This window comes from Pseudomonas sp. NPDC089406 (assembly GCF_044900265.1).
GTDB classification, from domain to species: Bacteria; Pseudomonadota; Gammaproteobacteria; order Pseudomonadales; family Pseudomonadaceae; genus Aquipseudomonas; species Aquipseudomonas fakonensis.
Map to the genome: position 1 here is coordinate 1 of NZ_JBJDNC010000017.1, position 22,354 is coordinate 22,354.

The 22,354-nt window shown below is 65.3% G+C and carries 22 protein-coding genes and 1 pseudogene; 17 read left to right on the forward strand and 6 right to left on the reverse strand.

Annotated elements, in window-relative coordinates:
• Positions 1-235: 235 nt before the first annotated feature.
• Together ACI2KK_RS13780 and ACI2KK_RS13785 are read right to left on the reverse strand one after the other, a co-directional pair.
• Complete coding sequence (locus tag ACI2KK_RS13780; RefSeq protein ID WP_404669286.1) at positions 236-1,729, reverse strand: CoA-acylating methylmalonate-semialdehyde dehydrogenase; 1,494 nt, start codon at positions 1,727-1,729, stop codon at positions 236-238.
• A gap of 71 nt (positions 1,730-1,800) precedes the next feature.
• Positions 1,801-3,147, reverse strand: coding sequence for an aspartate aminotransferase family protein (locus ACI2KK_RS13785; protein ID WP_404669287.1), 1,347 nt, complete (start codon positions 3,145-3,147; stop codon positions 1,801-1,803).
• A 118-nt stretch (positions 3,148-3,265) separates the two neighbouring features.
• On the opposite strand from ACI2KK_RS13785, the gene ACI2KK_RS13790 reads away from it, so the two are divergent.
• The 5 genes from ACI2KK_RS13790 (at position 3,266) to ACI2KK_RS13810 (ending at position 7,647) form a co-directional block, all read left to right on the forward strand.
• A complete protein-coding gene (locus tag ACI2KK_RS13790) occupies positions 3,266-4,183 on the forward strand; it encodes a LysR family transcriptional regulator (protein WP_217886613.1) in 918 nt (305 codons plus the stop codon).
• Between the two features lie 91 nt (positions 4,184-4,274).
• Positions 4,275-4,937 (forward strand): TetR/AcrR family transcriptional regulator, encoded by a 663-nt coding sequence (locus tag ACI2KK_RS13795; protein ID WP_404669288.1) that lies wholly within the window; start codon positions 4,275-4,277, stop codon positions 4,935-4,937.
• A gap of 9 nt (positions 4,938-4,946) precedes the next feature.
• On the forward strand, positions 4,947-5,531 hold the full coding sequence (locus ACI2KK_RS13800) for an IMPACT family protein (RefSeq protein ID WP_404669289.1): 585 nt from the start codon (positions 4,947-4,949) through the stop codon (positions 5,529-5,531).
• A gap of 373 nt (positions 5,532-5,904) precedes the next feature.
• A complete protein-coding gene (locus ACI2KK_RS13805) occupies positions 5,905-6,591 on the forward strand; it encodes an SDR family oxidoreductase (RefSeq protein WP_404669290.1) in 687 nt (228 codons plus the stop codon).
• Between the two features lie 108 nt (positions 6,592-6,699).
• Positions 6,700-7,647 carry an adenosine deaminase gene (locus ACI2KK_RS13810; RefSeq protein WP_404669291.1) on the forward strand — a complete coding sequence of 316 codons (948 nt, stop codon included), beginning with the start codon at positions 6,700-6,702 and terminating at the stop codon, positions 7,645-7,647.
• Here the strand turns inward: ACI2KK_RS13810 and ACI2KK_RS13815 are convergent.
• A complete protein-coding gene (locus ACI2KK_RS13815; protein ID WP_404669292.1) occupies positions 7,644-8,360 on the reverse strand; it encodes an ArsR/SmtB family transcription factor in 717 nt (238 codons plus the stop codon). The genes ACI2KK_RS13810 and ACI2KK_RS13815 overlap by 4 nt on opposite strands.
• Before the next feature lie 451 nt (positions 8,361-8,811).
• Between ACI2KK_RS13815 and ACI2KK_RS13820 the strand changes: the two genes are divergently transcribed.
• Positions 8,812-9,009, forward strand: coding sequence for a hypothetical protein (locus tag ACI2KK_RS13820; RefSeq protein ID WP_217886618.1), 198 nt, complete (start codon positions 8,812-8,814; stop codon positions 9,007-9,009).
• Here ACI2KK_RS13820 and ACI2KK_RS13825 read toward each other — a convergent pair.
• Positions 8,960-10,141, reverse strand: coding sequence for a multidrug effflux MFS transporter (locus tag ACI2KK_RS13825; RefSeq protein ID WP_404669293.1), 1,182 nt, complete (start codon positions 10,139-10,141; stop codon positions 8,960-8,962). The two genes, ACI2KK_RS13820 and ACI2KK_RS13825, sit on opposite strands and share 50 nt — an antisense overlap.
• Positions 10,142-10,336: 195 nt before the next feature.
• A complete protein-coding gene (locus ACI2KK_RS13830; RefSeq protein ID WP_369988235.1) occupies positions 10,337-10,537 on the reverse strand; it encodes a heavy-metal-associated domain-containing protein in 201 nt (66 codons plus the stop codon).
• Positions 10,538-10,694: 157 nt separating this feature from the next.
• On the opposite strand from ACI2KK_RS13830, the gene ACI2KK_RS13835 reads away from it, so the two are divergent.
• The 5 genes and pseudogenes from ACI2KK_RS13835 (at position 10,695) to ACI2KK_RS13855 (ending at position 16,164) form a co-directional block, all read left to right on the forward strand.
• Positions 10,695-11,081: a hypothetical protein gene (locus ACI2KK_RS13835; RefSeq protein ID WP_404669294.1), complete on the forward strand. Its 387-nt coding sequence runs from the start codon at positions 10,695-10,697 to the stop codon at positions 11,079-11,081.
• 54 nt (positions 11,082-11,135) lie between these two features.
• The gene (locus tag ACI2KK_RS13840) at positions 11,136-13,532 is read left to right on the forward strand and encodes a heavy metal translocating P-type ATPase (RefSeq protein ID WP_404669295.1); all 2,397 of its coding nucleotides are present in this window, start codon (positions 11,136-11,138) and stop codon (positions 13,530-13,532) included.
• Positions 13,529-13,933, forward strand: a complete 405-nt coding sequence (gene cueR / locus ACI2KK_RS13845; RefSeq protein ID WP_217886624.1) for a Cu(I)-responsive transcriptional regulator — start codon at positions 13,529-13,531, stop codon at positions 13,931-13,933. Before ACI2KK_RS13840 ends, cueR begins: the two co-directional genes overlap by 4 nt.
• A 287-nt stretch (positions 13,934-14,220) precedes the next feature.
• Positions 14,221-15,306: pseudogene (locus tag ACI2KK_RS13850) on the forward strand (cache domain-containing protein); the annotation flags it as partial.
• A 129-nt stretch (positions 15,307-15,435) separates the two neighbouring features.
• Positions 15,436-16,164: a methyl-accepting chemotaxis protein gene (locus ACI2KK_RS13855; RefSeq protein ID WP_404669365.1), complete on the forward strand. Its 729-nt coding sequence runs from the start codon at positions 15,436-15,438 to the stop codon at positions 16,162-16,164.
• A gap of 70 nt (positions 16,165-16,234) precedes the next feature.
• On the opposite strand, the gene ACI2KK_RS13860 is transcribed toward ACI2KK_RS13855, so the two are convergent.
• Positions 16,235-17,512, reverse strand: a complete 1,278-nt coding sequence (locus tag ACI2KK_RS13860) for an acetyl-CoA C-acetyltransferase (protein WP_404669296.1) — start codon at positions 17,510-17,512, stop codon at positions 16,235-16,237.
• Positions 17,513-17,627: 115 nt separating this feature from the next.
• Between ACI2KK_RS13860 and ACI2KK_RS13865 the strand changes: the two genes are divergently transcribed.
• The 6 genes from ACI2KK_RS13865 to ACI2KK_RS13890 all read left to right on the forward strand — a co-directional run bounded on the left by ACI2KK_RS13865 (position 17,628) and on the right by ACI2KK_RS13890 (position 22,281).
• Positions 17,628-18,977, forward strand: a complete 1,350-nt coding sequence (locus tag ACI2KK_RS13865) for a 3-oxoacyl-ACP reductase (protein ID WP_404669297.1) — start codon at positions 17,628-17,630, stop codon at positions 18,975-18,977.
• Between the two features lies 1 nt (position 18,978).
• Positions 18,979-19,830: a MaoC family dehydratase gene (locus ACI2KK_RS13870; protein WP_404669298.1), complete on the forward strand. Its 852-nt coding sequence runs from the start codon at positions 18,979-18,981 to the stop codon at positions 19,828-19,830.
• A 168-nt stretch (positions 19,831-19,998) separates the two neighbouring features.
• Entirely contained in the window at positions 19,999-20,304 is a 306-nt protein-coding gene (locus tag ACI2KK_RS13875; protein WP_404669299.1) for a MazG-like family protein, read from the forward strand.
• Positions 20,301-21,050, forward strand: a complete 750-nt coding sequence (locus ACI2KK_RS13880; RefSeq protein WP_404669300.1) for a methyltransferase domain-containing protein — start codon at positions 20,301-20,303, stop codon at positions 21,048-21,050. Before ACI2KK_RS13875 ends, ACI2KK_RS13880 begins: the two co-directional genes overlap by 4 nt.
• 21 nt (positions 21,051-21,071) lie before the next feature.
• Positions 21,072-21,701: a DUF4136 domain-containing protein gene (locus ACI2KK_RS13885; protein WP_404669301.1), complete on the forward strand. Its 630-nt coding sequence runs from the start codon at positions 21,072-21,074 to the stop codon at positions 21,699-21,701.
• A gap of 19 nt (positions 21,702-21,720) precedes the next feature.
• Positions 21,721-22,281, forward strand: coding sequence for a DUF4136 domain-containing protein (locus ACI2KK_RS13890; RefSeq protein WP_369988243.1), 561 nt, complete (start codon positions 21,721-21,723; stop codon positions 22,279-22,281).
• Positions 22,282-22,354 lie beyond the last annotated feature (73 nt).

A 22,354-nucleotide genomic window follows, 5' to 3' on the forward strand; every position in this document is an offset into this window, starting at 1 on the left:
AGCCGCTTAACTCGTTGATTCTCAAGGAGTTTCGCGTTCCGTTGTCGCTGGAAGTGGGGCGCATTATAAGGGGATCTGAAACCCCGTCAACCCTTAATTTCAAATAATTGAATTATTTGGAGAAAAAGGCGGAAAAGGCGCCTCAGCGGCCCGCCCCAGTACCTATATATAGAAGCCAAACCCAAAACCAAAACGGGGAGGCCTGCCGGCCTCCCCGTTCAATCACCCCATCCCCTTACAAACTAGGGAACGCAAACTGAGAAGCCTCATGGCTGGCCCGCTGCGGCCAGCGCTGGGTAATCGCCTTGCGACGGGTATAGAAACGCACCCCATCCGGGCCATAGGCATGCAGGTCGCCAAACAGCGAACGCTTCCAGCCACCAAAGCTGTGGTAGCTCACCGGCACCGGCAGCGGTACGTTGACCCCCACCATGCCCACTTCGATCTCGTCGCAGAACAACCGCGCAGCCTCACCATCACGGGTGAAGATGCAGGTACCGTTGCCGTACTCGTGCTCGTTGATCAGCTGCATGGCCGCTTCCAGGCTGTTCACCCGCACCACGCACAGCACCGGCCCGAAGATCTCTTCTTTATAGATGCGCATCTCTGGGGTCACCTTGTCGAACAAGGTGCCACCCACGAAGTAGCCATCTTCATTACCCGCCACACGCAACCCACGGCCATCGACCACCAGCCTGGCACCGGCAGCCACGCCATCATCGATATAGCCCACCACCTTGTCACGGGCAGCTGCAGTGACCAGCGGCCCCATGTCCAGGCCACAGGAGGTACCGGCACCGATCTTCAGTGCCTTGATCTGCGGTTCCAACTTGGCAATCAGGGCATCGGCCACCTGATCCCCCACACACACCGCCACCGAGATGGCCATGCAGCGCTCGCCGCACGAACCATAGGCTGCGCCCATCAACGCGCTGACCGCGTTGTCCAGGTCGGCATCAGGCATCAGCACGGCATGGTTCTTCGCACCGCCCAAGGCCTGCACGCGCTTGCCGCGCTTGGTGCCTTCGGCATAGATATACTCGGCGATCGGGGTCGAACCGACGAAGCTCAGCGCCTTGACCTCCGGCGCCTCGATCAACGCATCCACCGCTTCCTTGTCGCCGTGCACCACGTTGAGGATGCCCTTGGGCAAGCCAGCCTCCAGCAGCAGCTGGGCAATGAACAGCGTCGAGCTTGGGTCACGCTCGGACGGTTTGAGAATGAAGGCGTTACCGCAGGCAATGGCCAGCGGGTACATCCACAGCGGCACCATGGCCGGGAAGTTGAACGGCGTGATACCGGCCACTACGCCCAGCGGCTGAAAGTCCGACCAGGCATCGATGTTTGGGCCGACGTTGCGGCTGTACTCACCCTTGAGCAGCTCTGGGGCCGCACAGGCGAACTCGACGTTCTCGATACCCCGCTTGAGCTCACCCGCAGCATCTTCCACGGTCTTGCCGTGCTCCTCGCTGATCATCTGCGAGATTTTCGCCTCGTTCTGCTCAAGCAGTTGCTTGAAGCGGAACATCACCTGGGCACGCTTGGCCGGTGGGGTATTGCGCCAGGCCGGGAAGGCGGCCTTGGCCGAATCGATAGCCTGCTGCACGGTGGCGCGGCTGGCCAGCTCGACCCTGCGCACGGCCTGGCCAGTGGACGGGTTGAACACATCAGTGGTGCGCTCGCCCTTGGAAACCAGCTCACCGTGAATCAGGTGCTGAACGATGCTCATGCATAACTCCCTATAAAGAATGTAGAAGCAGGCGCGCGAAGCTCACGCGCCAGGCGTCAAAATCGGAAATGTCAGTCAACCTTGTTCAGGGCTTCGCCCACGGCGTCGAACAGACGGTCCAGCTCTTGCGGCTGGGTATTGAAGGTCGGCCCGAACTGCAGGGTGTCGCCACCGAAGCGCACATAGAAGCCGGCCTGCCACAGTTTCATCGCGGCCTCATATGGGCGAACAATCGCATCACCGTCGCGCGCGGCGATCTGGATAGCACCGGCCAGGCCGTAGTTACGGATATCGACGATGTTCTTGGTGCCCTTGACGCCATGCAGCAGCTTCTCGAAGTGCGGCGCCAGCTCGGCGGCCGACTGCACCAGGTTTTCCTTCTGCAGCAGGTCCAGCGCGGCGATACCGGCAGCGCAGGCAACCGGGTGCGCCGAGTAGGTGTAGCCGTGGGGGAATTCCACCGCGTACTCGGGGGTCGGCTGGTTCATGAAGGTCTGGTAGATCTCGCCGGTGGCAATCACCGCGCCCATAGGGATGGCGCCGTTGGTCACCTGCTTGGCGATGCACATCAGGTCCGGGGTCACGCCGAACGCCTCGGCACCGGTCATGGCGCCCATGCGGCCAAAGCCTGTGATCACTTCGTCGAAGATCAGCAGAATGTTGTGCTGGGTGCAGATTTCACGCAGGCGCTTCAGGTAACCCTTGGGCGGCGGCAGCACGCCGGCAGAGCCAGCCAGTGGCTCGACGATCACCGCGGCAATGTTGGACGCATCATGCAGCTCGATCAGCTTGAGCATCTCGTCGGCCAGGGCAATACCGCCCTCTTCCGGCATGCCCTTGCTGAAGGCGTTGGCCGGCAGCACCGTGTGGGGCAGGTGATCGACGTCCAGCAACTGGCCGAACATCTTGCGGTTGCCGTTGACGCCACCCAGGCTGGTGCCGGCGATGTTCACCCCGTGGTAACCCCGGGCACGGCCGATGATCTTGGCCTTGCTGGCCTGGCCTTTCAGGCGCCAGTAGGCACGCACCATCTTCAACGCGGTATCGCAGCACTCAGAACCGGAGTTGGTATAGAAGACGTGGTTCAGGTCGCCCGGCACCAGGTCGGCGATTTTCTCGGCCAGCTGGAACGAAAGCGGGTGGCCGAACTGGAACGCCGGGGAGTAATCCAGGGTACCAACCTGACGCGCGACCGCTTCGGTGATCTCTTTGCGAGTATGCCCGGCACCGCAGGTCCACAGGCCCGACAGGGCATCGAAGATCTTGCGCCCCTTGTCATCGACCAGGTAGTTGCCTTCGGCCGCCACGATCAGGCGCGGGTCGCGCTGGAAGTTGCGGTTGGCGGTGTAGGGCATCCAGTGGGCATCCAGCTTGAGCTGGCTGGCCAGGCCGGAATGAGCGGTTTCGGGCATGTTCATCGGCGGTTCCTCGGAAGACGATTAGGCAACGATGGATGTTGTTGCAGCTAAATTCGCACGGGGATAAAGTCCGGAAAACCCAACATTTCTAACCTTCAGTCTGCAGCGTGCTAAACATATGAGCCGACGCCCCGATCCCCTCGCCCAGGTCAGCGATTTCGACATCCGCTTGCTGAAAATCTACCGCAGCGTGGTCGAATGCGGCGGCTTCTCCGCAGCCGAGAACGTGCTGGGCATCGGACGTTCAGCCATCAGCCAGCAGATGAACGACCTTGAGCAGCGCCTGGGCCTGCGCCTGTGCCAGCGCGGGCGCGCCGGTTTCTCGCTGACCGAGGAAGGCCGCGAGGTCTACCACTCGGCCTTGCAACTGCTCAGCGCACTGGAGAGCTTTCGCACCGAGGTCAACGGCCTGCACCAGCATCTGCGTGGCGAACTGAACATCGGCCTCACCGACAACCTGGTGACCCTGCCGCACATGCGCATCACCCACGCCCTGGCCGAACTCAAGGACCGCGGCCCCGACGTACGCATCCAGATCCGCATGATCGCCCCAAGCCAGGTGGAGCAAGGGGTGCTCGACGGCAGTCTGCATGTTGGCGTGGTCCCCCAGACCAGCCCGCTCTCGGGCCTGGAGTATCAACCGCTGTACAGCGAACGTTCGCTGCTCTACTGCGCAGTTGGTCACCCGCTGTTCTACGCCGATGACCAGCAAATCGACGACGATCGCCTGAACAGCCAAGACGCAATCGCCCCAACTTTCCGCCTGCCGGCTGAAATCCAGGCCCACTACCAGGCCCTGCGCTGCACCGCCAGCGCCTCGGACCGCGAAGGCATGGCGTTTCTGATCCTCACCGGGCGCTACATCGGCTATCTGCCAGACCACTACGCCAGTGTCTGGGTGCAGCAGGGCCGCCTGCGCGCCCTCAAGCCGGCCCAGCGCTTCTACGACCTCAGCCTGAGCTGGGTAACGCGCAAAGGCCGGCGGCCAAACCTGGTACTGGAAAGCTTCCTCGACAGCCTGGCTGCGACACGCTGATGCCAGTCCGTGCCGCAAATGCTTGTCACTTCGGCACAGGCAGGTAATCTGTCCGACAATCCGTTGCCAACGACCCTGTACGGAATCGTCCATGACCCTAGAAGTCCCTGCGCATCGCCTATTAGCCTCGGGCAAGCCCGCCGGCCGCATCCGCCAGAAGAACGAACAGGCCATCATCCAGGCCGCCGAGGACGAGTTCGCCCGTCACGGCTACAAGGGTACGAGCATGAACACCATCGCGCTCAAGGCCAACCTGCCCAAGGCCAACCTGCACTACTACTTCACCAACAAGCTCGGCCTGTACATCGCCGTGCTGAGCAACATCATCGAGCTGTGGGACAGCACCTTCAACGCCCTGAGTGTCGACGACGACCCAGGCCAGGCGCTGAGCCAGTACATCCGCACCAAGATGGAGTTTTCCCGGCGCAACCCGCAAGCCTCGCGGATCTTCGCCATGGAAGTGATCAGCGGCGGCGAGTGCCTGACCGAATACTTCAGCGCCGACTACCGCGAATGGTTCCGCGGCCGCTCCGCAGTATTCGAAGCGTGGATGGCCGCCGGCAAGATGGACCGGGTCGACCCCGTGCACCTGATCTTCCTGCTGTGGGGCAGCACCCAGCACTATGCCGACTTCGCCACCCAGATCTGCCAGGTCACCGGCCGCAGCCGCCTGACCAAGCAAGACATGGAAGAGGCCAGCAACAACCTTATCCACATCATTCTCAAAGGCTGCGGCATCACCCCGCCCGCCTGACCCGGACCTATGCCCTCTACCCTCCTCGAACTCTGCGAATTTCGCGAAGAAATCCGCAAGAGCCGCTTCATCACCCTCGCCGGCCCGATTAACAGCCCGGCCGAGGCCATGGCGTTCATCGAGCGCCACAGCGACCTGGCCGCCACCCACAACTGCTGGGCCTGGAAGATCGGCGGCCAGTACCGCAGCAGCGACGACGGCGAGCCCGGCGGTACCGCAGGGCGACCGATCCTGGCCGCGATCGAGGCCCAGGACTGCGACCAGGTGGTGGTGCTGGTGATCCGCTGGTATGGCGGCATCCAGCTGGGTACCGGCGGCTTGGCCCGGGCCTACGGCGGTGGTGCCAACAAGTGCCTGCAACAGGCCCCCAAGCGCCTGCTGGTGCAACGCAGCGAATTCACCTGCAGTTGCACTTTCAGCGAGCTGGCCCTGGTCAAGCTGCGCCTGGCCGAGGTGGACGGCCTGGTGATGGACGAACAGTTCACCGCCAACGGCGTCGACCTGCACCTCGCCCTGGGCGATGCACACCTGCATGGCCTGCAGCAGCAACTGGCCGACCTCAGCCGCGGGCGCATCCTGCTGGAACGCGCCTGAGCATTGCCCACAACTACTGTGGGCGTGCCTGTGGATAAGCTTTGGGTTTATCGATGCAAGCCTAGTGCGGCAAGGGCTACAGAGCTTTGATCATATTTTGATCACAATTGTATGACAGCCGCTCAATACGAACGGGATCAGTAAGTTATCCCCAGCCCGAATGCCCGAGTCGCTCAAAACCGCACTGTTCCAAGGCGCTGCGCTTGCTCACAGTTCCTGTGGAGCAGCCTGTGGATAACCGGTGAGGCAATGCGCCCGGCCCCGTCCCGCAGGGCCTTGGCCGCAAGCGATCATTTTTTAACCAAGGCACGGCAGCAACCCCGACGCTGGAGTATGCTCCTGTGCCACGCCAAACCTTTTCAGGAGCCTCGCAATGACCGTACAGAAAACCGCACTGATCATCGGCGCCTCCCGCGGCCTTGGCCTCGGCCTGGTTCAACGCCTGCACGAGGACGGCTGGAACATCGTCGCCACCGTGCGCGACCCACAAAAGCCGGGCGGCCTGGCCGAGGTTGCAGGTGTGCGCATCGAGCGCCTGGAAATGAACGACACCGCGCAACTGGATGGCCTCAAGCAGCGCCTGCAAGGTGAAGTGTTCGACCTGGTATTCGTCAACGCCGGCGTCATGGGCCCCCTGCCCCAGGACCTCGAAAGCGTGCAGCTGCAAGCCGTCGGCGAGCTGTTCATGACCAACGCCGTGGCGCCGATCCGCGTGGCCCGGCGCCTGGCCGGCCAAGTGCGCCAGGGCAGCGGCGTGCTGGCCTTCATGAGCTCGATCCTGGGCAGCGTGACCATCCCCGACGGTGGCGAGATCTGCCTGTACAAGGCCAGCAAGGCCGCCCTCAACTCGATGATCAACAGCTTCGTGGTCGACCTGCAGCGCCCCGACCTGAGCGTGCTGGCCATGCACCCAGGCTGGGTGAAGACCGACATGGGCGGCGAAAACGCCGAGATCGACGTGTTCACCAGCACCCGCGGCATGCTCGACCAGATCAACGCCCAGCGCGGCAATGGCGGCCTGCGCTTCATCAACTACAAAGGCGAAGCGCTGACCTGGTAAAACCGCCACACCCGATCACCGGTTGCACCGCAAAGCCTCGCCGGGCACATTGCCCGGCAAGGCCCTGTAGAATGTCGGCCAACCGTATCCTGATCGAGATTTGTATTTATGTATGACTGGCTGAACGCCTTGCCCAAGGCGGAACTGCACATGCACCTGGAAGGTTCGCTCGAACCCGAACTGCTGTTTGCCCTTGCCGAACGCAACAAGATCGCCCTGCCCTGGGCCGACGTCGAAACCCTGCGCAGCGCCTACGCCTTCAACAACCTGCAGGAATTCCTCGACCTCTACTACCAGGGCGCTGGCGTGCTGCGCACCGAGCAGGACTTCTACGACCTGACCTGGGCCTACCTGCTGCGCTGCAAGGCGCAGAACGTCATCCACACCGAACCCTTCTTCGACCCGCAAACCCACACCGACCGCGGTATCGCTTTCGAAGTGGTGCTCAACGGCATCAACCAGGCACTCAAGGACGGCCGCGAACAGCTGGGTATCAGCAGCGGTCTGATCCTGAGCTTCCTGCGCCACCTCAGCGAAGACGAAGCGCAGAAGACCCTCGACCAGGCCCTGCCCTTCCGCGACGCATTCATTGCCGTCGGCCTGGACAGCTCCGAAAAAGGCCACCCGCCGAGCAAGTTCAAGCGCGTGTTCGACCGTGCCCGCAGCGAAGGCTTCGTGGCCGTGGCCCACGCCGGTGAAGAAGGCCCGCCCGAGTACATCTGGGAAGCCCTCGACCTGCTGCAGATCAAGCGTATCGACCACGGCGTGCGCGCCATCGAGGACGAACGCCTGATGCAACGCATCATCGACGAACAGATCCCGCTGACCGTCTGCCCGCTGTCCAACACCAAGCTGTGCGTGTTCGACCACATGAGCCAGCACAACATCCTCGACATGCTCGAGCGTGGCGTGAAGGTTACGGTCAACTCCGACGACCCGGCCTACTTCGGCGGCTACGTCACCGAGAACTTCCATGCCCTGCACGAACACCTTGGCATGACCCAGGACCAGGCCCGCCGCCTGGCCCAGAACAGCCTGGACGCGCGCTTGGTCTAACCCGTTTGCCGGGCCGGCGGCCGGGCGATGGCACCAATCAGCCGCACCCCCACCGGGGGTACCCGCAGTGCCCGCCCGCCGTCCTGTTCCTGCACCCAGCCGGACTGCACGAACAGCTTGAGCAAGGCATGCCCCAGGCTGCCGCCCAAGTGCGGGCCCTGGTCGCTCCATTCACTGCAGTGGCAGATCGCATGGCCGCGCGGCAGCCCCGGCGCCAATGCCAGCGCATCGATGAACACCCCCAGCGCCTCCAACTGAGCCTTGCCCTCTGCGGTGACCGACGGGCGCTGCGGGTCACCGTCCAGCCAGCCAGCCGCCAACATGCGCTGGAGCAGCTCGGCTGCAAGCTCGCCGCCCAGGTGATCACTGCACAGGCGCGCCTTGCGCATGGACAGCGGTATCTGCAACGGCGTGCCCTGTCGCTCGCCGGTGCGGCTTTCCAGCTGAATGCTGGCCAAGGCCTCCACCGCCGCCCCGACTTCAGGCGTGGCCAACCGAAAGTGACGCTTGCGCCCACGCACCTCGATGCGCAACAAGCCGGCCGTGGCCAGGAGCGAAAGGTGCATACAGGCTGAAGAGGTGCTCAGGCCAGTGGTGACTGCCAATTCATCTGCGGCTCGCGGTATGCCATCGATCAGCGCCCAGAGCATGGCGCTGCGTTTGCGGTCGGCCATCATGCTGGCGACCTGCGTGATGCTGTTGACTGCATTCATGGTGCTCGAATCCCTGAGAGTGCTTGTCTGATTGCCTCGACGGTGCACGCCCTCATGCAGCAGCAGGCAGTTGCCCGGCGTCACTGATGAAGGGGAAATATCTCTCGCTGGTGCAGGTCGTCGGACGCAGTATAAGCCGCACCTCAGGGTGGTATTTGTAGGCAAAACGACCAACTTGCGTGGGCAGTTTGACGGTGGGTAGGGGCATCACAGCGCTTGGCGAACGCCAGCCAAACCCGCAGCCCCGTAGCACAGCGGCTGCCTCTAAACAGGCGTAAAAATTCCCACATGCGGCCTGTGAAATTGCCCACAGCCCAGCGCAATAGATACGGCAAACAAAACAGAAACCTCTGCCGCCACGACCGTCAGTCAGGGCACTGACACAGGTCATGGCGGGCAACGGGGGCAGCGCTACACTTCATCCGCTCCCGCTCACTGGAGGTAGATCACGATGAAAATTGTCGTCAGTGCGTCGAACCGCAACCCCAACTGCCCCTGGCAGGTGCAGATGGACCAGCATCTGGTGAGTTTCCGCAGCGAGGCCGAGGCCCGGGCCTTCGTGGCCCTGCTGGAAACCCGCCTTAAAGCCCCTCACCCCCTCATGCAGCACGCCTGGCCTGAGCGCGCCGGGTCAGCACTGCGACACTGACCACCAGTGCGCCGCACAGGCTGATCACCAGTGCCATGGGCACTGCACTGCCATCATGCAGCACCCCCACCAGTGCCGCCGCCCCAGCGGCGACACTGAACTGCAGGCAGCCCATCAATGCCGAGGCGCTGCCGGCGCGCGCGCCCTGCCCGCTCATGGCGCAGGCCGACGCATTGGGGATGATGCAGCCCAGGCTGGCAATGCACACGAACAGCGGCACCAGCAGCGGCCAGATCACCGCCGGGCGCAGTGCCGCCACCAGCAGCAACGCCAAACCTGCCGCCAGGTACAGCCACACTGCACGGGCCAGCAAGAACGCCGGGCCACGCTTGGCCAGCAGGCGCGCATTGACCTGCGCCATCAGGATGAACCCTGCAGCATTGGTGCCGAACAACCAGCCGTAGTGCTCCGGCGGCACGCCATACAGCTTGATGAACACGAACGGGGAACCGGCGATGTAGGCGAACATCCCGGCGATGGCAATACCGCCAGTCAACGCATGGCCGACGAACACCCGGTCCCCGAGCAAGCGCAGGTACTGACGCAGCGCCCCCGACAGCGGCTGGCGCGGCACATGCGCCGGCAGGCTTTCCGGCAAGCCCAGGCTCACCGCCAACAGGCACAGCGCACTGAACAACCCCAGCGCCAGGAAGATCGACTGCCAGCCCGCCACATTCACCAGCACACCACCCAGCATCGGCGCGAGGATCGGCGCCAGGCCCATGACCAGCATCAATTGCGAGAACACCTTGGCCGAAGCCACCGCGTCGCACTTGTCACTGACGATCGCCCGCGACAACACCATGCCGGCGCAGCCACCCAGGGCCTGGACGAAACGCGCCAGAATCAGGCTGTCGAGGTTGGGTGCGAAGGCACAAGCCAGCGAGGCCAGGGTGAACAGGGCAACGCCGAACAGCAGCGGGATGCGCCGACCGAAGCGGTCGGCCACCGGCCCGTAGGCCAGCTGGCCCAGCGACAGGCCAAGGAAGTAAGCGGCCAGGGTGGTCTGCACATGCTGCTCGTCAGTGCCGAAGGCATGGGCCATGGCCGGGAAGGCAGGCAAATAGAAGTCGATCGCCAAGGGCCCGAACGCACTGAGTGCGCCGAGAATCAGCAAGGTACGCAAGTTCATGGAAAATCCATAGCAGGCTAAGCAAGTACGCTAGTCTACCTGCACCGCATCAGCTGGCGATGAAAACCTTTGTAACAATACCGCTGAAAAACGCCACATCAATGTAGGAGCCGGCTTGCCGGCGATCACCGGCAAAGCCGGTGCCAGGCACAACCCTCATGACCCCTTCGCCGGCAAGCCGGCTCCTACAGAGTGTCACCCAGCCACCTGCGCCTCATACCCCTCTTCACGAATCGCCGCCAACAACTGCCCGGCGTCCAGCTCGCTTTTCACCCGCACCTGGCGCCCCGCCAGGTCCACCTCCACCTGCGCCGTTGCGTCCTGCTCCTGCAGCGCGCGGGTCACCGCCTTCACGCAGTGGCCACAGGTCATGCCTTGCACGTTGAACACTTGCATCGTGTTTGCTCCTTCAGGGTGAATGCTGCGGTTTGCCACAGTGTCGACCTTGCCATCAGGGCAAGGTCAAGTTCTGCAATTAACGGCCGGGGTGGAAATAACCGCCGGGCTCAGCCAAGCTGCGCCTTTGACGATTTTTGCAAGCAGGAGATTCTTCATGATCAGGGCAGCATTGGGCCTTGTCGGGCTGTTGGGCGCGTTGGCCGTGGTGCCAACGGCCAGTGCCGAGGGCAACAGCGATTACAGCGTGCTGATCATTTCCCGGGAGCGCCTGGAAGTGGCCACCAACTGCGAAATCGGCGTTTATCTCAACGATCAGCTGTCTGGCCGGGTATTCCAGGAGCAGTCGACCTCGTTCAACCTGCCGCCAGGCCCGGTCGACGTGCGCCTGCGCTTGCTGCCAGGCCAGGCCCCCGGTTGCCTGCCAGGCGTCGAGGACCAGCGCAGCACCCGGTTGAACTTGCAGGCGGGCCAGATCAACAAATACCGCATTGCCATGGGGCAGAATGGCCTGGTGCTCAAGCGAGCCAGCCTGGGCTATTGACCTTGACCGCGTGGCAAGGTTGATGCTGCAGGCCTGTCCACGGAGGAAAGAGCCATGCCCGCATCCACCACCTTCGACCTGCCCATCGCCGGCATGACCTGCGCCAGCTGCGCAGGCCGGGTCGAACGCGCCCTGCGCAAGGTTACCGGCGCTGAACAGGTCAGCGTCAACCTGGCCACCGAACAGGCCCGGGTCCAGGCCCCGGCCGACAGCCTGCCGGCACTGGTGGGCGCGGTGCGCCAGGCCGGCTACAGCGTCCCCACCCGCACCCTGGAGCTGCAGATCGGCGGCATGACCTGCGCCAGTTGCGCCGGCCGCGTCGAGCGCGCCCTCGGCAAACTGCCCGGGGTCGAGCAAGCCAGCGTCAACCTTGCCAGCGAGCGTGCCCATGTCGAGGTGCTGCAGAGCATCGACGACAGCCTGCTGATAGCTGCAGTGGAAAAGGCAGGCTACAGCGCCAGCCTGCCGCGCAGCGCCGTCGATGAACAACAGCAGGCGCAACGTCGCCTGCGCAACGAGCGCCTGGCCGTCGGCGCCGCCCTGCTGCTGGCCCTGCCCCTGGTGCTGCCGATGCTGCTGCAACCCTTCGGCCTGCACTGGATGCTGCCGGCCTGGGCGCAGTTCCTGCTGGCCACCCCGGTGCAGTTCATCCTCGGCGCCCGCTTTTATGTAGCCGCCTGGAAGGCCGTGCGCGCCGGTGCCGGCAACATGGACCTGCTGGTGGCCCTGGGCACCAGCGCCGGCTACGGGCTAAGCCTGTACCAATGGGCCAACGCCCCTGCCGGCATGGCGCCGCACCTGTACTTCGAAGCCTCGGCCGTGGTCATCGCCCTGGTGCTGCTGGGCAAGTACCTCGAAAGCCGCGCCAAGCGCCAGACCGCCAGCGCCATCCGCGCCCTCGAAGCGCTGCGCCCGGAGCGCGCCCTGCGTATCGTCGATGGCCTCGAGCAGGACGTCGCCATCAGCCAGTTGCGCATCGGCGACCTCGTCCTGGTCAAGCCCGGCGAACGCTTCCCGGTCGACGGCGAAGTGCTCGAAGGCAGCAGCCACGCCGACGAAGCGCTGATCAGCGGCGAAAGCCTGCCGGTGCCCAAACAGCCCGGCGACCCAGTCACCGGCGGCGCCATCAATGGCGAAGGCCGGTTGCTGGTGCAAACCCGCGCGCTCGGCACCGAGACCGTACTGGCCCGCATCATCCGCCTGGTGGAAGACGCCCAGGCGGCCAAGGCACCGATCCAGAAACTGGTCGACCGGGTCAGCCAGGTGTTCGTACCCGCCGTGCTGGTACTGGCACTGCTGACACTTTTGGGTTGGTGGCTGGCTGGCGCACCGCTGGAAACCGCGCTGATCAACGCCGTCGCCGTACTGGTGATCGCCTGCCCCTGCGCCCTCGGCCTGGCCACCCCGGCGGCGATCATGGCCGGCACCGGCGTGGCCGCCCGCCACGGTATCCTGATCAAGGACGCCGAAGCCCTGGAGCGCGCCCACGCAGTCAACCGCGTGGTGTTCGACAAGACCGGCACCCTGACCTCCGGCAGCCCGCGCATCGTCCACCAGCAGTCAGCCGCCAGCGACGATGAGGCCCTGATACTGGCAGGCGCGCTGCAACGCGGCAGCGAACACCCCTTGGCCAAGGCTGTGCTGGAGGCCTGCAGCGAGCGCAGCCTGCAAGTACCTCAGGTCAACGACAGCCAATCGCTCACCGGCCGCGGTATTGCAGGCAACGTGGACGGCCGCGACCTTGCCCTGGGCAACCGCCGCCTGCTCGACGAAAGCGGCGCGCAGCCCGGCGAACTGGCCAGCAGCGCTGCCACCTGGGAAGCCGAAGGCCGCACCCTGTCGTGGTTGATAGAACGTGGCGCGCGCCCCCGTGTACTGGCCCTGTTCGCCTTTGGCGACAGCCTCAAACCCGGCGCCGCCCAGGCCATCGACGCCCTGCACGCCCGCAGCATCTCCAGCCACCTGCTGACCGGCGACAACTGCGGCAGCGCCAAGGTGGTGGCCGAGGCGCTGGGCATCGACGACGTGCACGCCGAAGTGCTGCCGGCCGACAAAGCCGCCACCGTCACCGCGCTGAAGCAGAACGGCGTAGTGGCCATGGTCGGTGACGGCATCAACGATGCCCCGGCCCTGGCCGCCGCCGATATCGGCATTGCCATGGGCGGCGGCACCGACGTGGCCATGCAGGCCGCCGGCATCACCCTGATGCGCGGCGACCCGCGCCTGGTGCCGGCAGCGCTGGAGATCAGCCGCAAGACCTACGCGAAAATCCGCCAGAACCTGTTCTGGGCGTTCATCTACAACCTCGTCGGCATCCCGCTGGCGGCGTTCGGCTTGCTCAACCCGGTACTGGCCGGGGCCGCCATGGCGCTGTCCAGCGTCAGCGTGGTGAGCAACGCCTTGTTGCTGAAAACCTGGAAACCCACCGCCATCGACCAGGAGGCGCCATGAACATCGGCCAGGCCGCCCGCCGCAGCGGGCTCAGCGCCAAGATGATCCGCTATTACGAGTCCATCGGCCTGCTGCGCCCCGCCCGGCGCAGCGACAGCGGCTACCGCCTGTACCAACAGGATGACCTGCACAGCCTGGCGTTCATCAAACGCTCGCGCGACCTGGGCTTCTCGCTGGACGAAGTGGCCCGGCTGCTTACCCTGTGGCAGGACCGCCAACGCGCCAGCGCCGATGTCAAAGCCCTGGCCATGCAACACATCGATGAGCTCAACCGGCGCATCGAAGAGCTGGTCAGCCTGCGCGACACCCTGGGCGAGCTGGTCGCCCACTGCCAGGGCGACGACCGCCCGGACTGCCCGATCCTCAAGGACCTGGCCAACGGCAAAGGCTGCTGCCATTAAACCGCCCCCCCTGTAGGAGCCGGCTTGCCGGCGATGAGGCCAGGCCTGCGTGTACAAAAAACCACACCCTTTACTAGGGCTTGCGGCCCTATCGCCGGCAAGCCGGCTCCTACAGTGGGCGCGTCAGCGCATCTATTGGTATGCCGTATTAGCCTAATCGCGACCTTTTTCCCCTCAAACACGCCTTTCATCCAATAAGTACGGGCGTTGTCCTACAAAAAATCCCGCCCCTGCCGATGCCCTGTTACCTGCCTCGTGTCACGAAAAAAACAAATCTGGGAGCGTGGATGAACATCAAGCAAAAACTGACCTGGGCCTTCGCCGTCATTGCCGGGCTACCCATCGTCCTGGTCGCCACCTTGGTGATCCTCAACCTGCGCGGCGAAGCCCGCGACGATTTCCTCGACAACAGCAGCCGGGAAATCCGCCAGGTCGGCAACGCCATGAACATCTTCTTCCAGGGCATCGACCAGAACGTCGCCTACCTGGCCTCCCAGCCGCTGATCGCTTCCACCGGCAGCAACCTCAACAAGTTCATGAGCGCCAACCCCTCCTACGAGCTGGGCGAGCAAGACAAGCAACTGCTGGACTTCTTCACCCGCCTGGCCGATTCGCACCCCGGCTACGCGTACGTGTCCTACGGCGTCAGCGACGGCGGCTACATCGGCTGGCCGGCCGGGCAGAAGTTCGTCAACTACGACCCGCGCCCGCGCCCCTGGTACCAGCTGGCCATGGCCAACCCCGGCAAGACCGTACGCACCGGCGCTTACTACTGGGCCGCCGACGACGCGGTGCTGGTCAGTACTGTGCGCGCCGTGCCCAACCAGCTCGGCAGCCCGGGCGGGGTGGTCAACATCGACGTGTCGCTCAAGGGCCTCACCGAGATCGTCAAGAAGATCAAGCTGGGCGAAAGCGGCTACCTGATGCTGGTGGAGAAAAACGGCAACGTGATGGTCGACCCGCGTGACGCCAGCCACAACTTCAAGCAGCTCGACAGCTTCGGCGGCGGCTACGCCGAGCTGGCCAAGGCCGGCAAGGGCCTGGTCGAGGTCGAGATCAACGGCGAACGCTACATGGCCAACGTCTACCCCGACGAAGAGCTGGGCTGGACCTTCATCGGCCTGATCCACGAAAGCGAAGTGATGCAGACCACCACCCGCCTGACCTGGCTGATCGGCATCGTCGCCCTGGTACTGGCCGCCGTATTCGCCGTGGTCGGCGCCACCTTCGCCAAGCTCATCGTGCGCCCGATCAACAGCGTCACCAGCGGCCTGGAAGACATCGCCCAGGGCGAAGGCGACCTGACCCGCAACCTGGAAGTGCGCGGTCGCGACGAAACCGCACAACTGGCCAGCTGGTTCAACCAATTCCTCGGCGCCATCCGCAGCCTGATCCAGCACATCGGTTCGGCAGCCGGCAAGATCCTCAGCACCTCCAGCAGCTCCACCCGGGTGTCGGCCGACATGTCCGAGGCCGCCGGGCGCCAGCGCGAAGCCGTGGACATGGTCTCCACTGCCTTCCACGAAATGGTCGCCACCGCCAACGAAGTGGCGCGTTCCTGCAGCCAGGCGGCGATGTCCGCCGACAGCGGCCAGGCCCAGGCCCGCGAAGGCCAGCAGCAGATCGACGCCGCCGTGCAGAGCGTCGACCGCCTGAGCCAGGAGATCGAGCAGTCGGCGCAGTCGATCCAGCAACTAGAGCGCGACAGCAACGCCATCCAGTCGATCCTCGGCACCATCCGCTCGATCGCCGAGCAAACCAACCTGCTGGCGCTCAACGCCGCCATCGAGGCCGCCCGTGCCGGTGAGCAGGGCCGCGGCTTTGCCGTGGTCGCCGACGAAGTGCGCGCCCTGGCCAAGCGCACCGCCGACTCCACCGCCGAGATCGACGGCCTGCTGGGCAACCTGGCCAGCCGCACCGCCGAAGTGGCCGAGCAGATGCACGCCAGCATCGAGGTGTCGCAGCAGTCGGTCAGCCGCATTGGCCTGGCCCGCGACAGCTTCGGCCAGATCCGCGAGTCGGTGGACGTGATCCGCGACATGAACACCCAGATCGCCACCGCCGCCGAAGAGCAGCACCAGGTGGCCGAGGACATCAACCGCCACATCAGCCAGATCCACGGCGATGCGCAGTTGGTGGCCGAGTTGGCCCAGGCCGCCAGGCAGGATTCGGAAAGCCTGGCCGGGCTGTCCAACGAACTGGACGCGCTGGTACGCCGCTTCCGCACCTGACCCATCCGGCTCCTACGGCGCACGCCTGTAGGAGCCGGCTTGCCGGCGATGAGGCCCTATGCCTCAACCCTCATCGCTCGACAATCGCGGTAACCCCCTGCCCCCCCGCCGCACAGATCGAAATCAACCCCCGCCCCTTGCCCCGCTGCGCCAGCAGCTTGGCCATGTTCGCCAGTATCCGTCCCCCCGTTGCAGCGAACGGATGCCCCGCCGCCAACGAGCTGCCCTTGACGTTCAACTTGCTGCGGTCGATGGCCCCCAACGGCGCCTCCAGCCCCAGCCGGGTACGGCAGTACTCGGCATCTTCCCAGGCCTTCAAGGTACACAGCACTTGGGCGGCGAAGGCTTCATGAATTTCATAGAAGTCAAAATCCTGCAGCGTCAGGCCATTGCGCGCCAGCAGCCGCGGCACCGCATACACCGGCGCCATCAGCAGCCCTTCATGGCCGTGGACAAAATCCACCGCAGCGGTTTCGCCGTCCACCAGGTAGGCCAGAACCTTCAACCCCTGTGCTTGCGCCCAGGCCTCGCTGCCCAGCAGCACCAGCGAGGCGCCATCGGTCAGCGGTGTGGAATTGCCCGGTGTGAGGGTGCCCTGAGCGCCCCGGTCAAACACTGGCTTGAGCTTGGCCAGCTGTTCCAAGGTGAGGTCCGGGCGCAGGTTGTTGTCGCGGCTCAGGCCCTGGTATGGCGTGAGCAAATCGTCATGCCAGCCCTCGGCATAGGAGGCCGCCAGGTTGTGGTGACTGAGCAGCGCCAGTTCATCCTGCGCCGCCCGCCCGATCTGCCAGGCCTGCGCCATGCGTTCGCAGTGCTCGCCCATGCTCAGCCCGGTACGTGGCTCGCCATTTCGCGGCAGCGCAGGCAGCAGGTGCGCCGGGCGCAGTTTCAGGAAGGGCTTCAAGCGTTCAGCCAAGGTCTTGCCACGGTTGGCCTGCAGCAGAATCTGGCGCAACCCCTCGCTGACCGCGATCGGCGCGTCGGAGGTGGTGTCCACGCCCCCGGCAATGGCGCAGTCGATCTGCCCCAGGGAAATCTTGTTGGCCACCAGCAGCGCCGCCTCAAGCCCCGTGCCACAGGCCTGCTGCACGTCGTAGGCCGGCGTCTGTGGCGACAGCCGCGAGCCGAGCACGCATTCGCGGGCCAGGTTCATGTCACTGGAATGCTTGAGCACCGCCCCTGCCACCACCTCGCCCAGGCGCAGGCCATGCAGGCGGTAACGCTCCACCAGCCCCTCCAGCGCAGCGGTGAGCATCGCCTGGTTGCTGGCGCGGGCGTAGACTCCATTGGAGCGGGCGAAGGGGATCCGGTTGCCACCCAGGATCGCCACCCGGCGAATTGAACCCATGCCTGTTCCTCCTGAAACAAATTGATCGGTAAGCCTAGGCGCTTTTCCCGTATTTCGAACGACCCTGCCACAAACCTGGTCCACACTGCATGCTTGCCTTCAGGGAGACCCGTACATGAGCGACCGCTATATCGGCTTTGCCAACTCCACCCTCGGCCGGCGCCTGGTCGATGCCCTCGGCCTGCCGCGCCCGGTACCGCTGGAACGCTGGCAGGCCGGCCGCCTGCGCCCGGTCGAGGGCGCGCTGGTGCTCGGCGGCGGCCCGCTGGCCCGCGAGGTCGAGGCGATCGCCCCAAGGCTGACCGCCGAGTGCTATGCCTTCAACGCCGATAGCCTGGCCTCGCCGGCCTGGGTCGCAGGCCTCGGGCCCAAGCTCAAGGCCTTGGTATTCGACGCCAGTCACCTGTCCGACAGCGACCAACTGCGCCAGTTGCGCGAATTCTTCCAGCCGTTGCTGCGCAGCCTGGCGCCCTGCGCCCATGTCGTGATCCTCGGCCGCCCTCCACAGGGCCTCAGCACCCAGGAGAGCATCGCCCAGCGCGCCCTCGAAGGTTTCAGCCGTTCGCTGGGCAAGGAGCTGCGCAACGGCGCCACCGCCAACCTGCTGTATGTCGCCGAAGGCGCAGAGCAAGGGCTCGAAGGCGCGCTGCGGTTCTTCCTGTCACCAAAAAGCGCGTTCGTTTCCGGCCAGGTGCTGCACCTGGGCCACTGCACCGCCCAGGTCGAGGACTGGACCCGCCCGCTGGCCGGGCGCCATGCCCTGGTCACCGGCGCCGCCCGCGGCATCGGCGCGGCCATCGCCGAAACCCTGGCCCGCGACGGCGCCTCGGTCACCCTGCTGGATGTCCCCCAGGCGCAGCAAGACCTCGACGCCATCGCCGCGCGCCTGGGCGGCCGCGCCCTGGCCCTGGACATCTGCGCCGGTGATGCCGCCGCGCAACTGGTCGAGGCACTGCCCGACGGCCTGGATATCGTCGTGCACAACGCCGGCATCACCCGCGACAAGACCCTCGCCAATATGACCCCCGACTACTGGGACGCGGTGCTGGCAGTCAACCTCAAGGCCCCGCAGGTGCTCACCCAGGCACTGCTGGATGCCGGCAAACTGCACGACGCCGCGCGCATCACCCTGCTGGCCTCGGTCAGCGGCATCGCCGGCAACCGCGGCCAGGCCAACTACGCCGCCAGCAAGGCCGGGCTGATCGGCCTGGCCCAGGCCTGGGCACCGGCCCTGGCCGAGCGCGGCATCAGCATCAACGCCATCGCCCCGGGCTTCATCGAAACCCACATGACCGCCGCCATGCCCATGGGCCTGCGCGAAGCCGGGCGGCGCCTGAGCTCGCTCGGCCAGGGCGGCCTGCCGCAGGACGTCGCCGAGGCCATCGCCTGGCTCAGCCAGCCCGGCTCCGGCGCAGTCAACGGCCAGGTGCTGCGGGTCTGCGGCCAAGCATTGATGGGGGCCTGACATGACCACCCACTGGCTCGACCTGCACCACCCGGATTCGCGCGCCAGCCTGTACCTGCGTGCGCTGGGCAAACGCAAGATCAGCGGCGAGCGCCTGCCCGACCAGGGCCTGCGCTGCTTCCTGCGGGTAGACCCGGCGAACCTTGCGGCCTACCGCAGGCTCTGCCACTTCGCCGACGACGGCCGCCTGCCGGGCACCTACCCCCACGTGATGGCCTTCGCCCTGCAACTGCAATTGCTCACCGCCCGCGACTTCCCCTTCCCGCTGCTGGGGTTGGTGCACCTGCACAACCGCATCGAGGTGCTGCGCCCGCTGGGCGGCATCGACGGGCTGCGCTTTGCGGTGCATGCCGACAACCTGCAGCACCACGCCAAGGGCGGCACCTTCGACCTGGTGACCGAGGCCGAGGACGGCCTCGGCCTGCTGTGGCGCGAAACCAGCCGCATGCTGGTGCGCGGGCTCAAGCTCGAAGCCGGTGCAGCACCTGCCGAAGACGCACAGCCAGGGGCACTGCCCGAGGCAACCCGCTGGTACGCCGACAGCGACATCGGCAGGCGCTATGCCCGGGTATGCGGCGACTACAATCCGATCCACCTCAGCCCCCTCAGCGCCCGGCTGTTCGGCTTCCCCAAGGCCATCGCCCACGGCATGTGGACCAAGGCCATGGCCCTGGCCGCGTTGAAAAGCCACCTGCCCAAGGCCGGCTACGCCTTCGAGGTGGCATTCCACAAGCCGGTACGCCTGCCGTCCGAAGTCATGCTCGGCGCCAGCGAGGCCGGCCCGTCGGGCCAACTGCGCCTGGACGGCCATGGCGCCCTGCTGCACATGACCGGCAATTGGCGCAGCTTGTAAAACCTCACATAGAGAACAACGTGGGAGCGGGCTTGCCCCGCGATCGGATTACTACCGCATCGCGGGGCAAGCCCGCTCCCACGGCTTTCACATTGCAGGTACAGGTGACACAACCCCTTGCTTTACATCGGACCCCGCCGGAAGCTATGCACCATTAGGAGACCCCCGATGAACCTGCAAGAACTCACCGAACGCCTGCACCGCATCCGCGACACCAACGACTGGCGCGGCTTCCACAGCCCGAAAAACCTGGCCATGGCCGCCAGTGTCGAAATGGCCGAGCTGGTGGAGATCTTCCAGTGGCTGAGCGAAAGCGAGTCGCGCCAGCTGCCGGCAGACAAGCTCGCCCACGCCGGGCAAGAAGTCGGCGACGTCGTCCTTTACCTGTTGCTGCTGTGCAGCGAACTGGGCCTGGACATGGACGAGGTGGTGCGGGCCAAGCTGGCCGACAGCGAGAGGCGCTTCGCCAAATGAACGACCGTCACTTCGATGAACTGGCCACCCGCTTCGCCGAAAAAATCTACGGCGGCGCCAAGGGCGCCATCCGCCTGGCCGTGTTGCAGGCCGATCTCGCCGAAACCCTGCCCGACCGCCCGCTGCGGGTGCTCGACATCGGCGCCGGCCTTGGCCACATGGCCTTGTGGCTGGCCCAGCGCGGCCACCAGCTGACTCTCGCCGAACCCGCCGCGCCCATGCTCGAAGGTGCCCGCGCGCGTTTCGCCGAAGCCGGCCGGCAGGCCACCTTCATCCAGGCCCCCTGGCAGGACCTGCTGGGCCAGCTCACCGAGCGCTACGACCTGGTGCTGTGCCACGCCGTGCTTGAGTGGCTGGCCGAACCCGAGGCCATCCTGCCCGTGCTGCATCAGCTGACCGCCCCCGGCGGCTGGTTGTCGCTGGCCTTCTACAACCGCGACGCGCTGGTTTACCGCAACCTGCTCAAGGGCCATTTCCGCAAGCTGCGCAGCAACCGCCTGGCCGGTGAAAAACAGAGCCTGACACCGCAAAAACCCCTTGATCCGCGCGACCTCAAAGCGCAACTTGAAGCGCTGTGGCAGGTCGAAAGCGAAAGCGGCATCCGCGTGTTCCACGACTACATGCCCAAAGAATTCCAGGACAAGGCCGAACTGCTCGACCTGCTGGAAATGGAGCTGGCCCACCGCCGTCACCCAAGCTTCGCAGGGCTTGGCCGCTACCTGCACTGGGTTTGCCGCCCACTCTGAACCCCAAGGCCAGGAGGACACATGCGCTACCGCCCACTCTGCCTGGCCCTGCTTCCCCTCCTGCTGGCCGCCTGCCAGGGCAGCAACCCGTATGTCGCCAGCGGCAACCCCATCCCGCCGGCGCCACCGCAGGCTGCCAGCACCTTCGATGCCAGTGCCTACCCGGCACCCGCCCGCGACTATGGCCGCTACCGCAGCTGGCGCTGGCATGACGGCCAGCAGCCTGGCGGCCTGGCCAGCACAGACCCCGGCCAGCTCGCCGCAGCGGTCAGCAGCGCATTGGACCAGCACGGCCTGCGCCCGGCCCATGGCAGCACCGCCGACCTGCTGGTCAGTGCCGACATTCGCCTGGAGCGGCGCCTGCGCCAGGTGCGCGACTACGACTATTACGACCCCTACTACGGCCCCAGCGCCGGTGTCGGCTTCGGTGGCTATCGCAACGGCTATGGGGCGTACGGCAGCGTGCCCATCGTGCGCACCTACGAGGTGGAAGTGATGGTGGTGCGCATCGACCTGTTCGACGCCCGCGACGGCCAGCCGGTGTGGAGTGCCAGCGCCGAGAGCGGCAGTAGCAAGGACTCGCCACGGGACCGTGAAAACGCCTTGCGCGAGTCGGTGAGCAAGGCGCTTAGCGGCTATCCTCCCAGTTAATCGTCTACGGAGAACCATCATGTTGCGCCGTCTTGTTCTAGTGTCATGCGCCCTGTTGCTGGCCGCCTGTGCCAGCAACAATGTGCAGCAGGACTTCGATGCCAGCCGCGATTTTGCCGCTTACCGCAGTTGGGCCTGGCAGGAACCGGGGCTGCAGTACCGCCCGGACGACCCGCGAATCAAGAGCGACCTCACCGAGCAGCGCATCCGCCAGGCGGTTGCCGGCCAGCTTGACCAGCGCGGCCTGCGCCCGGTGCAGGGCAATGCCAAGGCTGATGTGAAGGTGCGCGCCTACCTGATCGTCGAGCAACGCCAGCAGCAGATCACCACCAACTACGGCGGTGCCTGGGGCGGTTATTGGGGAGGCTACTGGGGCGGGCCGATGTACAACGAAACCCGCAGCGTCGACTACAAGGTCGCCACCATCCAGATCGACCTGTTCGACGGCAAGGACGGCAAGCTGGTCTGGCGCGGCAGCGCCGAGCAGATCATGAACAACTACCCGCCCAGCCCCGAAGAGCGCAACGCCGCCATCCAGAAAACCGTGACCCAGGTGCTGAGCAACTACCCGCCGCACTGAGCCGGCGCTCCTACAGGCCCAGCCCAGATCTGATAGTCATGCGCTCCTACAGGATATGCGTTGCGCCCCGCCA